Raw genomic sequence first — 14,175 nt, 5'->3', positions numbered from 1 at the left:
AAACAGAGTATTCAATGCTAGAATAATAAAGCATTCTTTTCGAATGAAATTACGTCTAGAGCCGTATAACAAAGAAAGTCATTTATGCTACACTTAACCAAAGGAGCGTGAAGTAATGGATTGGAAACACATCCTTCACAAAATAAAGACCGGTTGGCTGACCTTTTGGCGCTGGTTAAAACCGTATTTGCAGCAATTTCATCAATGGCGCAAGCGGGTTTGGAAAAAATACCACGTAAATAAAATTTTTATTTTACTTAGTTTAGTTGCTATCTTAATCATGAGCGGGTATTTATTTTATATCGCCAAAAATACGAAAGTCAGTGAATTAGAGTCAGGTCTGAAAGAATCGACGGTGATTTTTGATGCCAATGGTGATGAAGCAGGGCAGTTGTACTCGCAAAAAGGCACGTACGTTTCTCTTGATGCCATCTCCAGTGATGTGGTCAACGCCTTGATCTCAACTGAAGACCGCAACTTCTATAATCACCACGGGTTTGATATCAAAGGGATCGCTCGGGCAGCCCTACGTATGCTGGTCAACCGCAGTGCCGAAGGCGGTGGGGGAAGTACCATCACCCAGCAGCTTGCTAAAAATGCCTATCTGTCCTTGGATCAAACCTTTAGTCGAAAAGCCAAGGAGCTTTTCTTAGCGATCGAGATCGAGAAGAAATATTCTAAAGATGAGATTTTAGAAATGTATTTGAACAGTTCCTATTTCGGTAACGGGGTTTGGGGCATTCAAGATGCCTCGCTAAAATATTTCGGTGTCAATGCTTCTGAACTAAGCGTGGGAGAAGCTGCGACGTTGGTGGGGATGCTCAAAGGTCCTTCGATCTATAACCCGATCGACAATCTGGAAAACGCCACGAACCGTCGCGACACCGTCTTGAGTTTGATGGTGGATAACGGCAAGTTGGACCAGTCCGTTGCTGACCAAGAATCACAAGTTGCCTTAGCCAATTTACTTTATGATGGATTTGGCAATTCAGAATCTGGCTATAAGTATCCTTATTATTTCGATGCGGTCATCGACGAAGCCGAATCCTATGGGTTGGACGCCGATGATGTCATGAATCGCGGCTACAAGATCTATACAGCCCTGGATCAAAACTACCAAGCACAAATGGAAGCTGCCTATAAAAACGATGCCTTGTTCCCTGAAAATGCCGCTGATGGCACGATGGTGCAATCTGGCTCTGTCGCACTTGATCCGAATACCGGTGGGGTGCAAGCGGTGGTGGGTCGTCGTGGTGAGCACGTCTTTAGAGGATTTAATTTTGCCACGCAAATGAAACGTTCACCAGGTTCCACGATCAAACCGATCAGCGTCTTCGCCCCTGCCCTAGAAGCTGGGTTTGAACCGGACAGTGTCCTGAAAGACGAGCCCCTTGATTTTTATGATGCTCAAAACTTTGACGGGACCTATGCTGGCGAAGCAGTCATGTATCAAGCCCTCGCCCAAAGTTTGAATCTGCCAGCAGTTTGGCTGCTGCATGAGATCGGCTTAGATCGCGGGTATAGCAAAGCACAAGAATTCGGTCTTTCCTTGACCGAATCCGACAAATATTATGGCTTAGCATTAGGTGGTTTGGAAAAAGGGGAATCTCCAATGACGATGGCAGCAGCGTATGGCGTTTTCGCTAATGGCGGGTATTACTACAAACCGCATTTGATCACCAAAATCGTTGATTCAACTGGTGCCGTGATCGTTGACAATACGTCTGTGCAAGGCAAACGCGTGATTTCTAAAGAGACCGCTGATAAAATGACGAGCATGATGCTAGGAACCTTCTCTAACGGGACGGGGGTTAGTGCTAGTCCGTACGGCTTTACGATCGCCGGTAAGACGGGTACGACAGAGACCAACTTTGATGCTTCTAAGGTCAATGACCAATGGATCGTCGGCTATACTCCTGATATGGTTCTGTCAACCTGGCTAGGATTTGAACATGTGAGTGAAGATCATTACTTAACGGGAACTAGCGGACAAGTTGTTGGGAAAATATTTAAAGCAGAGGCCGAAAGCTTACTGCCTTATAGTCAAGGCACCCAATTCCAAGTTGCAGACGCTTATTGGACAGGCGGAAAATTAATGGCAGCCGATGAGGTACCAGATCCTGATAGCAGTACGTCACAAAATGGCAATGATTGGCAGCAAACCATCGATGACTTTGCCGAAAGCGCCAAAGAAGGTATGAAGGAATTCGGCAGCAAGATCAAAGAAGGAACGAAAGAATTGTTTGGCGGCTTGTGGAATTCCATTAGTGGAAATTAAAGGAATTAGGCAACTGCTAGTCTAGAACCTGAGAAGAATGGTATACTAGAAAAAAAGAGGAGGCGTCAAAATGGCAAATATTTATGATACAGCAAACCAATTAGAACGTGAATTACGGGAGTCAGAACAATTTCAAGATCTGAAAGGTTCTTTCGACCGTTTGAAAGCAAATGAAGAAGCGTACGCGTTATTCAAAGAGTTTCAAGAGTTGCAACAAAGCCTGCAACAAAAAATGATGGCTGGCGAAGAAATGACGGAAGAAGAAGCGCAAAAAGCCCAAGAATTATCGCAAAAAATTCAACAAGACGGCATCGTTTCTGACTTGATGCAAAAAGAGCAAGCCTTCAGTTTAGTAGCCAATGACTTGAACCGCATCATCATGGGTCCTGTAAGAGATCTATACGAAGCGTAATCGCCAACAAACAAAGACCAAAGAAGCAAGTGAAACTTCAGAGAAACCGGCTGCAACTGCAAGAGTCGTTTCCAAAGAAGTTTCAAAAGCGCTTCTTTGGTTTTTTTTATGAAAAAGGCGAACAAATTTTCGTGTTTTGCTGACGAAATGACTGATAAATGTTATGATAGAAGCATTAAGGAGGGAGAAAGAAATGCGATTTTTACATAGTGCAGACCTGCATATCGACCGGTCATTTGAAGGGGTCCATCTGTTATCTGAAAAAGTGAAGACCCAACTCCCTGCTATCAATCAAAAAATCATCCGTAATTTGGTGGATGTTGCTTTAGAAAAAGCGGTCGATTTTGTTTTGCTGGCTGGGGATACATTCCATCAAGCACGGCCGAGTCTAAAAGTGCAGCATGACTTTTTTGCCCAACTGCAACGACTGGGAGAAGCAGAGATCCCAGTCTATATGATTTTCGGCAACCATGATTATTATGATCCGCAACGGTATTGGTTTGCTTTTCCAGAAAACGTCATTCTCTTTTCATCGGAAGAAGTTCAAACGGTACAAGGAACAACGAAAAACGGTGAAACCTATGCAATCAGTGGATTTAGCTACCAACATCCTTGGATTACTGAAAATAAAGTAACAGAATTTCCTGCAAGAGCAGCGGTGGATTACCATATCGGGCTTTACCATGGGGACCAAGCTGGTGAACGGTATGCCCCCTTTTCAATCAGTGAAATGAAGCAAAAAGGCTATGATTATTGGGGCTTGGGGCACATCCATATACCTAAGACGCTCTCAGAGCAGCCACCGATTCTCTATCCAAGTACACCTCAAGGAAAGACCAAGAAAGAACAGGCGACTGGGGTGATTTTGGCAGACTTAACGCCGCAGGGACCAACGATCGAGCGCTTGGAGATCGCAGAGATCGCTTGGCAAAAGCAAGTGGTCTCCTTAGCGGATGTGACTGCCTCGAATGCCGTATTGCCAGCGATCATCGAGCGCTTAAAAAGTCCTGGTTCGCGCTTGCTGCATCTGGTGTTGACCGATGTGCAGCAGCTGCCGCCAGATTGGTTTCCAGCTGCGGAAAAAAATGAATGGCTGACCTACCTCAATGAACGGTTGGCACAAACAGAGCCGCTGCAAGTGATCTATGCCCTTGAAGTCGAGCAAGCCAATGAAGACAAGATCGCATTGGCGGTATCAGAAGATTATATGCTGCAGTTTTTAGCGATGTATGAGTCGCCAGAGATGTTTGCGGATCGATTGTCGGATCTATTGCAGCATCCACTGATCCAGCGGGGGATCACCCATGAATCATTTCAAGAAGAAGTCTTGCAGCAAGCCAAGCAATTGTTGAAAGACGACTTTCAATGGGAGGAGCAGTCATGAGAATTTTAAAAGCAGAGATTACCGGTTTTGGGAAATACCATGAACAAAGCTTTGCCTTTCATCCGCAAAATCAGCTGCTCTTTGGGCACAACGAGATCGGAAAATCGACGTTGTATCAATTTATTGCCGCCATTTTGTTTGGCTTTTCGAAAAAGACAGCCAAGAAAAAAGACTATACCCCCAAAAACGGTGCTGCTTACGGTGGCAAGTTATGGTTGGCGCTGGAACCCTTCGGCGAAGTGATCGTGGAACGCTATCGGCAAGTGGACCGTGGTCGTGCCAAAGTCCATGTCGCTGGCCAGACGGTCGATGAGCAATGGCTGGCACAACACCTGCAGCCCCTCAATCGAGCATTGTTCTTCGATGTCTTTACTTTTCAGCAAGAGCAATTGACCCAGATCGATAAGCTAGAAGAAAATGAGCTGCACCAAGCGTTGATTTCTCTAGGGATCAGCGGCAGTCAAAAAATGCTGCAGCAAGTGGCGCAATATGAAACCACCAATCAGCAGCAATACAAGCCACGAGGGCAAAAGCTGCCTTTGAACCAAGCGTTAAAACAATTAGAAAAACTGCAAAAAACGATTGCGGAAAAAGAAAGCGAAGAAAGCCGCATCCAACAGCAGTATCAACAGATCGCCCAGCTGCAAGAACAGATCCAAGACTTGCGGCACCAGTATCAAGCATTGAATGACGCTTATCAGGAAAATCAGCAACAGCTGAGTCACTGGGGCCTTTATGAAGAGTGGCAGCAAATGGCACCAGCAGATACGCTAGCCGATCCTCAGCAAGTCCAAGCCATCAAACAGTTTTATCAGCAGTATCAGCAGCTGACGGAAGAAATTCGCAAAAAAGAAGCCGAATTAGATCAGTTGGAGCAAGGAAAAGAATCAGACAAGTATTTCTTTTACCTTGATCACGAGCATCAGATCAATCACTTGCTGCAGCAGCAAGTGACGATGGCGCGTTTGGCAGATCGTGAAGCAGCAGCCAATCAACAAGAAACAGTCGCCATCACAGAGTTGAATCGCTTGATTGAAAAGCGCCAGTGGAGCAGAAAATCGCCGCCGCTAGTAACGGCTTCGATCCATGAACAAACCACACGTTTACTGCAAGAACGTGTGCAGTTAGAAGAGCTCGAAAAGCGCATGAGGCATTTAGAAGAAAAAGCGCAACCTTTGCAAGACACCGCGGCCCGCTTAGAACAGCAGCATCCTCAATTGATTGGCCGCAAGCCCGTTTCTCGCCCACTATGGCCGCTAGGGATCGTCGGTGGGCTAGTCGCAGTGATCGGTATCTTTTTGCCAAGTCCCTGGCGCTGGCTTGCATTAGGTGCGGGGATCGCAGCGATCATCGGCAGTATTTTGCCGCTGATGAAAGCAGCACCAAACAAGCAGCAAGGCATCAAGCAAGAATGGCAGACGGTCCTCATGCAGCTGGATCTGCTGGGCGAAGAGTTGGCACAGCTGGAAAATGAACAGCAGCAAAAGCAGCAGCAGATCAGCCGTGCCCACCAAGCGTTGACACCCTTTTTTGGTGATTTGCCGGTGGAAAACTGGCAGTCGTATCTATTCGCCTATGATGAAGATGTTGCTAGCTATCAAGCCTACTCACAGCAGCGCAAGCAAGCCTATCAAGAACGGCAAGCGGTCACGGAAGAATTGGCCCCCTTTGAGGAGCAATTCCGTCCGTATGCGGAGTGGCTGCCGCTGCAAAACAAAACCTTGTTAGAAAAAGCGGCGATGTTGCAGAAGTTTCATGAAGAGATGCAAACGATCAAGCTTTCGCGGTTGCAACAACCTAGCACGTTATTGGCCCAACAATTGACCCGTACCCGCAACGAACGCGACCAACTGTTTGCCCAAGCCAGTGCGCTCTTGCAGCAACAAGGCTTAGATCACCCTGCAGAAATCAGCCTCTGGTTGAAGCAATGGGAAGCGGCGCAACGCACGCAGCAGCGAGCAGAAGAATTGGCGGGGATGTTAACACCGATTTATCCTAAACCAGTCACACAAGCAGAATTGCTGCAGCAAAAAGACCAGATCAAGCAGCAGCAAACACAGCTTCAGGCACAAATACAGCAGTTGACGGAGCAAAAACAGCGCTTGGAATTAGAAGCAGTAGCTAGTCAAAAAAATGGCACCTTGAATCAGCTTTATCAAGAAGAAAGTGAGCTAAAGGCGGTCATTGAAGAACTTGCTGTGGCATGGGGGAGTCGTCAGTTGGCGGCTTCGATTTTAACGGATGTCACGACCGAGTTGTCAGAACAGCAATTGCCGCAGCTATTGTCAGCCGCTTCGACTTATTTTGAACAGCTTTCAAACGGACGTTATCAAAAGATTCTTCTGGAAAATGGTCTGTTAGTAGCGGCAAATGCCAGCGAGACCTTTTCGATCATTGACTTGTCCACAGGAACGAAGGATCAGTTGATCATGGCGTTACGTTTCGGTTATCTAGCGCTGCAAAAAAATCACCCGTTGTGCCCGATCATTATTGATGATGGTTGGTTGCATTATGACAGTGTTCGTAAGGAACGCTTCGCAGCACTATTAAAAGAGTTTGGACAAAGTTATCAAGTAATTTGTTTGTCTTCTGACCAAGAAATGGTAAGCTATTATCAGAAGTACCAGCAGCCTATCCAGGATCTGAGTAAAGGAAGTGAAAGATTTGGCTGATCGGCCAAATAAGCCCATGAAAAAAATTCGTGAATTAACTGTTGATGAAACGTTTCAACTTTTCTTACTGATCAAAAATGCCGATGTACGGATCGCGAAAAACGGCAAAAAGTTTATTGCCTTCACGTTTCAGGATACATCTGGCACGATCGATGGAAAGTTTTGGGATGCATCAGATGAAGAAATCGCCCGTTTTGAACCCGGGAAAGTGGTACTACTAGATGGGAAACGAGAAGTTTACCAAGGCAATCCGCAAGTCAAAATCATGCATTTGCGTTTAGCGAAGCCGGAAGAACCCCACGAACCAAGCCAATACATGGAAAAAGCGCCCTTGCGAAAAGAAGAGATGGAAGAAGAAATCAGTCAAACCTTGTTTGAGATCACAAATCCTCACTGGAATCGCATCGTCCGTTTCTTGTTGAACAAGTATAAAAAGGAATTCTTTGATTTTCCAGCTGCGAAGCGCAATCACCATGCCTTCGCCAGTGGATTGGCGTATCATACGACAACTATGCTGCGCTTAGGAAAAGCGATCGTCAAAGAATACCCTGAATTAAATGCGTCACTGCTGTATGCGGGCATTATTTTACATGATTTAGGAAAAGTGATCGAGTTGACAGGTCCCATGACGACAGAATATACCTTAGCGGGGAATCTAGTAGGGCATTTGGTCTTAGTGGATGAAGAAATCACGCAAGCCTGTATTGCTTTGAAATTTGATGACAAACAAGAAGACATCGTTGTTTTGCGGCATATGGTCTTAGCCCACCATGGCTTGTTAGAATATGGGTCACCTGTTCGGCCCCGCATAATGGAAGCGGAGATCCTCCATCAGATCGATAATTTGGATGCTTCCATGCAAATGATGCTGACCTCGATCCGCCTGACAGAACCTGGTCAATACACAGACCGAATTTTTGGCATGGACAATCGGAGTTTTTATGTACCGAAAGAAGTGTAGCAGTGATGTTGCAGCTTGATCGATCAAAGTGAATGATAGAAAGAACAAAAACCACGCTAGGCTTGCTTAGCGTGGTTTTTTTAGCTGCTGGAAAAAGCAGCTGGAAAAAGCAGTTGAATCGTAGATAGAAATCTAATCGGCACAAAAAAAGAAGCACCGCTATGACGGCACTTCTTTTTTCGTTTATTCAGCAGAAGAATCTGTAGCACTTTCACTTGTTGCAGTAGAATCATCGGTTGCCTCAGTAGCAGAAGAATCTGCTGCAGAGCTGTCTGTTGCATCCGTTGCAGAAGAGTCAGCAGTTGAATCTTCTGTTTCGGCCGCTGTGATGTAATCAGAAAGCAAGTCTGCTAAGTCAGAGTCTTTCATTTTCACATTTGCTGCTTGCAATTCTTGACCGATCGTTGCTGCCATAAAGGTTGAATCATTCAACAAAGTGTTTTGAGCAATTTCAGTCAATTCATCTTTGTATTTATCCATATCATTGCCTTTGTCTTGGTTTTTCACCATTTTCACGATATAGTATTCTGTCGTGTAAGTTGACGTGTTGGTTGCAGAGATCACTTCAGAGATTTCACCATCTTTTAAATCAAAAGCGGCTGTTTTTACTTCACTTGGTACAGCTGATGAAGTAGAATCGAATTTGATCGTTCCGCCATCTTCTTTTGTTGCCGCATCCGTTGATTTTTCTTTAGCGATTTCGCCAAAGTCTGCATCATCTTTTTTCGCTTCTTCTAAGACGTCTTTGGCATCATCTTCACTTGCTACTTTGATGATTTGTGCTTCTACTTCAGGGTGGAAAGAATCCCAAGCAGTTTTCATGTCTTCATCAGTGATATCCATGTTGGCTTTTAAGCCTTCACGTAACGCAAGTTGTTGTTTTAATTCTGCACGGTAAGATTTCACCGTATAACCAGAGGCAGTCAATGTTGATTCAAAGGAATCACTGCCGCCGTATTGCTCAGCCACGTTGTTGAATTGTTCGTCGATCATTTCTTCCGTTACGTCATCGCCGTATTTTTCATTAAAGACTTTCAAGACGATCATTTCACGCAACGCTTGTTGATTTTCTGTACTTGTTTTTGCTTTGTCATAAAAATCTTGAACAGTGATTTTACCGCCCTTCATTGTTGCGATTTCCTCACTTGAGTTACCACAAGCCGCTAATGCAAAAAGACTCATTGCACTGACTGCTACTAAAATTAATTTTTTCTTCATTCGTTTAAGCACTCCTAATTCTAAAAAGATTCATAATAATCACTGCACCTACTATACCACTTCTAGAAATGGTTGGAAAGAAAACAGCGGATGTTTCAAACAAAATTCATAAAAACTACAAATTTTCGATTTGTTTGTCATCCTCTGCGCTTTGGGCTTGAATCGTCGTGATGTGCTGATTCAATTGTTCCATTTGGGTTTTTATCCGAGCAAGGCGCGGTTGTGCTTGGAATTTGAAGGCTTCCAAATCTTTCGTGAAAGATTCGGTCACAACTGGGATCGTTTCGTCGATCGTTTTGCGGGTTACCATCACAGCATCTTTGAGCTGTTTGACACTGTCATTGAATTCTAAAGTCGCTTCTGTCGTGTCATCTAAATAGCGAATCAATTCTTCACGAGTTTCATTGCCGCTTTTTGGTGCAAAAAGCAAACCGCCTAAGCCGCCGGCGATGGAACCGAACAAAAGTCCTTTAAGAAAATTACCGATCATTTAGTTCACCTGCTTTCCAATTTTTTCGGCGATTGCCGCTAGCTCTTCCCCCGTGTAATTCTCTGCATGATTGCCAAAATGGATCTTGAAATCATCGTCTTTGCTGTAACGAGGAATCAAATGGACATGGGAATGGAAGACCGATTGGTACGCCAATTCTTTATTGTTGTTGATGATATTTAAGCCTTCGATCTCAGGGAATGCTTTTTCGATCGCCCGAGCAATCTTAGGGATGCGGGCAAAAACCGCTGCTGCCAACGTTTCATCGTACTCAAAAATATCCGTCACATGGGTTTTGGGAATCACCAATGTATGACCAGGGGTGACTTGGGAAATATCTAAAAAGGCATAAACTTGCTCATCCTCGTAGACTTTGTAGCTAGGGATCTCACGATTGTTGATTTTACAAAAAATACAATTTTCCATTGTAAAAAAACCTCCTTGATCTATTACCTCTACTTTACCATATTTTGCTTTTTTTCGTCTGGATTCCTCTTTGAAAAAGTCGGAACAAGGCAACTGTTCCTTCAACAAAGGCGCTTTTTTAAAGAAATGCGAAAAGCGAGCGAGAAACGCTTGCATTTAGATTCCAACAATCCTAGACTTAATATCAGAAATCAATTGGAAAGAAGGAACCTATGAAACCGATCATCAAAGAAACCTTACAGAAAAAAACAACGACTTCAGCGAAGCTCCGCTATTTGGCTTATGCCTATAAAGAATGGTTGATTGCGATCACGCTTTTTGTGGTGTTCGCAGGTTCGATCACCTATTCGCTAACGCGCCCAAAAGAAGAAGTAGTCAATGCCGCCATCGTCACTGAAACAGCGATGGACCCTACGGTGCAAAGTGAATTAGAGACAGCCGTTGAGACCTGGGCGATCGACCAAGGGTATCAAAAAGAAGAGTTGAGGATCAGTCTGGTTTCCTATGCTGAACCAGCTGCTGTTCAAGCCTTTACCACCCGTCTTGCCGCCGGTGCGATCCAAATGGTCATTTTTCCAGCGAGTGATGCACAACTGTGGCAAGAACGCTTTGGCAGCCAAGAATTGCCGCAAGAAACCATTACAGTGGGAGAAAACGAATTTATCTTACAAGTCACGAATAAAGAAAAATAAGCAACGGTTTTGCTAGCGGATTGAAAAAAAGAGCCTACGTTGACAGAAAGCCGTAATTAGGCGAATCGGAGGAAAAGAATGACTTTACAAGTAACAAATGTGACAGGCGGTTATAACCAGCTGCCAGTCTTAAAAAATATTGATTTTACGATCGGCGATGGTGAGCTCGTTGGTCTGATTGGCTTGAATGGGGCGGGGAAGAGTACGACGATCAAAGAAATCATCGGGTTACTGCAACCTCACAGCGGGACGATCACGATCGATGGCTTGACCTTAAAGGAAAACCCAGAGCAATACCGCAAACAAATCGGGTATATTCCCGAAACCCCATCTTTATATGAAGAATTGACCTTAAGAGAGCACATTGAAGTGACAGCGATGGCCTATGACCTTCCGCAAGAAGAAGCCATGAAGCGAGCGGAGCGTTTATTAAAAACCTTTCGTTTAGAAAACAAACTCGATTGGTTCCCAGCAAACTTCTCAAAAGGGATGAAACAAAAAGTCATGGTGTTGTGTGCCTTTTTGATTGAGCCAAGCGTCTACATCATTGATGAACCTTTTCTAGGATTAGATCCTTTAGCGATCAATGCGTTATTGGAACTGATGAATGAGATGAAACAAACCGGGGCATCAATTTTGATGTCCACCCATATTTTAGCAACCGCAGAGAAGTATTGTGACAAATTCATCCTACTGCATAACGGTGAGATCCGCGCACAAGGGACATTGGCGCAGCTAAGAAGCCAATTTCAAGCACCAGAAGCCTCCCTTGATGATCTGTACCTCGCACTGACAAAGGAGAGTCAAGCATGAAGCAGTTTTTCTCGCAACGCTTACAGCGGCATCAAAAACAGATGACACGCTATTTGCGCTATGTCTTCAATGATCATTTTGCTTTGATCAGCACCTTCTTAGTGGGAGGTCTGGGGCTGTATTATTCAGAATTGCTAAAAACATTGCCGCGGCCGTTTCCATTAGGCGGCATCATCGTGGTCGCTGTTTGGCTCTTCGTTTTACCGCTGGGACGCTTAGCGACACTGACGAAACCGGCAGATTTGATTTTTCTGTTAGCCAAAGAAGGGCAAATGAGAAGTTATCTCAGTCAAGCCCTGCGTTATTCCCTCTGGCTGCCCTTTGGGGTCTTATTTTTAGCCGTAGGAGCAACGATGCCTTTAGTCGTGGTCACCGCAAACAGTACATTTGCTTCCTTTCCCTTCTTTTTAGGAATGATGTGGCTGTTAAAACTGGGGGATCTTTCACTGCAGCGGATTCGGTTGTATCAAGAAACACAGCAGCAAGTCAAACAGCAGCGAGGAATCTGGTTCGCCAGTGCGTTAGCTGCCACACTTGCCAGTATTTATGTAGCACCTTGGCTAGGGTTGGTGATCAGCATCCTCCAAGCAATCTGGTTCCTCTTTGGCGTGAAATCTAATCGTCAGCTCTTGGATTGGGACTATATGATCCAAGCCGAGCAATCGCGCTTATTACGGATCTATCGATTTATCAACTTGTTTACAGATGTTCCCCAAATCACGACGGAAGCCAAACGGCGCAAATACCTCGACTGGTTGCTGGCAAAGATCAAACCAGCCCAAAGCAATACGTATCTTTATCTTTACTTGCGCCGAGTGATTCGTGGTGGGCAATACGGCGGTCTTTATGTCCGTTTATCCTTGATTGGTGGCTTCGTCTTATTCTTTGTCGATGAGCTTTGGATCAGTCTGCTGATCGGCTGCTTGTTTCTTTATCTGATCGGTTTCCAACTGATCCCTTTGATCAATGAATTTCAATACATGGTTTTGACCCATTTGTATCCCGTGCCAGAAAAACAAAAAGCCGCAGCAATCAAAAAAATTATCGGGTCACTTTTGCTTGTGACGACTGTTTTTTTCGGCGTGATCTGTTGCTGGCGCTTGCCCGTTGTTTGGCAAGGGGGCATCGCTTTTGTGGGCTTCTTCCTCTTTGCGGGTCTTTTTTTAGGCATCTACTTGCCAGGGCGATTAAAGAAAATGCACGCCTGATCCTCAGGAAACCTCTCTTACAAAAAGCGAACGCATATGCGCTTGACGGCGACCCTTTAGGAAGCTAGAATAAGAGGTACTGCGAAATAAGGAGAGAAGCTAGGATGGATATTCGCTTGGATCAAGATTGGCGTATGCGGCCGATCAAAGGCGACACCGGGAAAGCCTATATCGGGCTCAAGGACAACGACAAAGTCTTTATCAAACGAAATACGACCCCGATGCTTGCGGCACTCTCTAAAGAGGGCATTGCACCCAAACTCGTCTGGACGAAACGGACGGGAAATGGGGATACGCTCTCCGCACAAGAATGGCTGGATGGACGGGTCTTAGATCCCGATGAGATCGGCCAAAGAAATGACGTCATTGATGTGTTGTATCACTTGCATCATTCAAAAACGCTGGCACAGATGCTAAGCAAAATCGGCGGACAAGTCAGATCGCCTGAACAAATGCTGATGGATTATCAAGATCAGCTGCCTTCTGCGGTGGCTCAAAACCGTTTTATTCATTTGGTCACCGAGTATTTAAAAGCCAATATTCCAGCTTTTGACGAGCAAAAAGCCGCGGTCGTCCATGGCGATGTCAACTATCGAAATTGGCTGGTTTGTCAAAACTATTTGTATTTAGTCGATTGGGATTCCGTGATGTTTGCAGATCCAGCAATCGATATCGGGACTATTTTAGGTCACTATGTGCCGCTATCCAGCTGGTCCCATTGGCTGGTGCGCTACGGTATCCATAGCAGCAGCGAAGTGATCGAAAAAATTTATTGGTATGCATTGTTGAGTATGCTGCAAGAGGTCAAAAAATATTATCTGCGGGGCGATTACAAAGCCATGAATGCAGAGATTTTACAATTAAAACGAATTTATAGTGAATGAAGAGAAGATGGAGCGAGGCAATTTGGTTCCATCTTGTTTTTTCGGAAAGGAAGAAACATGAGAGTAAGAAAACGTGCAGGTGCAAAAGAGCTGATTGAAGCTCATCCACAATACGTCGTTGCAGAGCCTACCGAATGGAAAGGACGTTGGCATGAACGCTTTGGCAATGATCATCCGCTACACATCGAGATCGGCATGGGAAAAGGTCAATTTATTACTGAAATGGCGAAAGCTCATCCCGAAATCAATTATATTGGGGTAGAGATGCAGATCAGTGTCGTTTCGATCGCATTGGATAAAATGATCGAGCAGGAGATCCCAAACTTGCAGCTGCTGCATGTGGATGGTTCGGCTTTGACCAACTATTTTGAAGACAATGAAGTAGACCAGATCTATTTGAATTTTTCTGATCCATGGCCTAAGAAGAAGCATGAGAAGCGCCGTTTGACTTCTAAAGCCTTTTTAGCGGTGGACGAGCAAATTTTACGACCTAATGGCGAAATCCATTTCAAAACGGACAACCAAGGATTGTTTGAGTATTCCTTAGCGAGCTTTTCTCAATATGGCATGATCATCAAACAAGTTTGGTTGGACCTGCATAACAGTACCTTTGAGAACAATATCATGACGGAATATGAAGAAAAATTCTCAAGCCGCGGGCAGCGAATCTATCGGGTGGAAGCCCAATTTGTGGCAAAAGACCCGCAGGAATAAAGAAGTGACGAAAGACGAAGCAA

The 14,175-nt window shown here is 44.8% G+C and carries 13 protein-coding genes; 10 read left to right on the top strand and 3 right to left on the bottom strand.

The features are described from left to right. Window positions 1–115: 115 nt before the first annotated feature. The 5 genes from IGI73_RS14520 (at window position 116) to IGI73_RS14500 (ending at window position 7,707) form a co-directional block, all read left to right on the top strand. Window positions 116–2,278 (top strand): PBP1A family penicillin-binding protein, encoded by a 2,163-nt coding sequence (locus IGI73_RS14520; RefSeq protein WP_208769951.1) that lies wholly within the window; start codon window positions 116–118, stop codon window positions 2,276–2,278. Window positions 2,279–2,348: 70 nt separating this feature from the next. Further along, window positions 2,349–2,690: a YlbF family regulator gene (locus tag IGI73_RS14515; RefSeq protein WP_005227708.1), complete on the top strand. Its 342-nt coding sequence runs from the start codon at window positions 2,349–2,351 to the stop codon at window positions 2,688–2,690. Window positions 2,691–2,883: 193 nt separating this feature from the next. After that, the gene (locus tag IGI73_RS14510) at window positions 2,884–4,074 is read left to right on the top strand and encodes a metallophosphoesterase family protein (protein ID WP_438759267.1); all 1,191 of its coding nucleotides are present in this window, start codon (window positions 2,884–2,886) and stop codon (window positions 4,072–4,074) included. Next, window positions 4,071–6,746: an AAA family ATPase gene (locus tag IGI73_RS14505; RefSeq protein WP_208769949.1), complete on the top strand. Its 2,676-nt coding sequence runs from the start codon at window positions 4,071–4,073 to the stop codon at window positions 6,744–6,746. The genes IGI73_RS14510 and IGI73_RS14505 overlap by 4 nt, the downstream gene beginning before the upstream one ends. Window positions 6,747–6,762: 16 nt before the next feature. Beyond that, window positions 6,763–7,707: a 3'-5' exoribonuclease YhaM family protein gene (locus tag IGI73_RS14500; RefSeq protein ID WP_026008117.1), complete on the top strand. Its 945-nt coding sequence runs from the start codon at window positions 6,763–6,765 to the stop codon at window positions 7,705–7,707. 183 nt (window positions 7,708–7,890) lie between these two features. On the opposite strand, the gene IGI73_RS14495 is transcribed toward IGI73_RS14500, so the two are convergent. From IGI73_RS14495 to IGI73_RS14485, 3 genes are all read right to left on the bottom strand, one after another. Then, on the bottom strand, window positions 7,891–8,925 hold the full coding sequence (locus tag IGI73_RS14495) for a peptidylprolyl isomerase (RefSeq protein WP_074934658.1): 1,035 nt from the start codon (window positions 8,923–8,925) through the stop codon (window positions 7,891–7,893). A gap of 115 nt (window positions 8,926–9,040) precedes the next feature. Further along, window positions 9,041–9,415 (bottom strand): YtxH domain-containing protein, encoded by a 375-nt coding sequence (locus IGI73_RS14490; protein WP_005227717.1) that lies wholly within the window; start codon window positions 9,413–9,415, stop codon window positions 9,041–9,043. Further along, window positions 9,416–9,841 (bottom strand): HIT family protein, encoded by a 426-nt coding sequence (locus IGI73_RS14485; protein WP_005233401.1) that lies wholly within the window; start codon window positions 9,839–9,841, stop codon window positions 9,416–9,418. A 212-nt stretch (window positions 9,842–10,053) separates the two neighbouring features. Between IGI73_RS14485 and IGI73_RS14480 the strand changes: the two genes are divergently transcribed. From IGI73_RS14480 to trmB, 5 genes are all read left to right on the top strand, one after another. Continuing rightward, window positions 10,054–10,533: a hypothetical protein gene (locus IGI73_RS14480; RefSeq protein ID WP_005227727.1), complete on the top strand. Its 480-nt coding sequence runs from the start codon at window positions 10,054–10,056 to the stop codon at window positions 10,531–10,533. A gap of 78 nt (window positions 10,534–10,611) precedes the next feature. Next, window positions 10,612–11,346, top strand: coding sequence for an ABC transporter ATP-binding protein (locus tag IGI73_RS14475; protein ID WP_142964470.1), 735 nt, complete (start codon window positions 10,612–10,614; stop codon window positions 11,344–11,346). Further along, window positions 11,343–12,554, top strand: a complete 1,212-nt coding sequence (locus IGI73_RS14470; RefSeq protein ID WP_195961355.1) for an ABC transporter permease — start codon at window positions 11,343–11,345, stop codon at window positions 12,552–12,554. The genes IGI73_RS14475 and IGI73_RS14470 overlap by 4 nt, the downstream gene beginning before the upstream one ends. A 104-nt stretch (window positions 12,555–12,658) precedes the next feature. Next, window positions 12,659–13,438 (top strand): phosphotransferase family protein, encoded by a 780-nt coding sequence (locus IGI73_RS14465; RefSeq protein WP_005227730.1) that lies wholly within the window; start codon window positions 12,659–12,661, stop codon window positions 13,436–13,438. A 57-nt stretch (window positions 13,439–13,495) separates the two neighbouring features. Beyond that, window positions 13,496–14,152, top strand: coding sequence for a tRNA (guanosine(46)-N7)-methyltransferase TrmB (gene trmB, locus IGI73_RS14460; protein ID WP_015510485.1), 657 nt, complete (start codon window positions 13,496–13,498; stop codon window positions 14,150–14,152). The last annotated feature ends 23 nt before the right edge of the window (window positions 14,153–14,175 follow it).

Source organism: Enterococcus sp. DIV0755f, assembly GCF_051713725.1.
Lineage (GTDB): Bacteria > Bacillota > Bacilli > Lactobacillales > Enterococcaceae > Enterococcus_D > Enterococcus_D casseliflavus.
The sequence above is the reverse complement of the archived record's forward strand: the minus strand, read 5'-3'. Positions and strand labels throughout refer to the sequence as shown.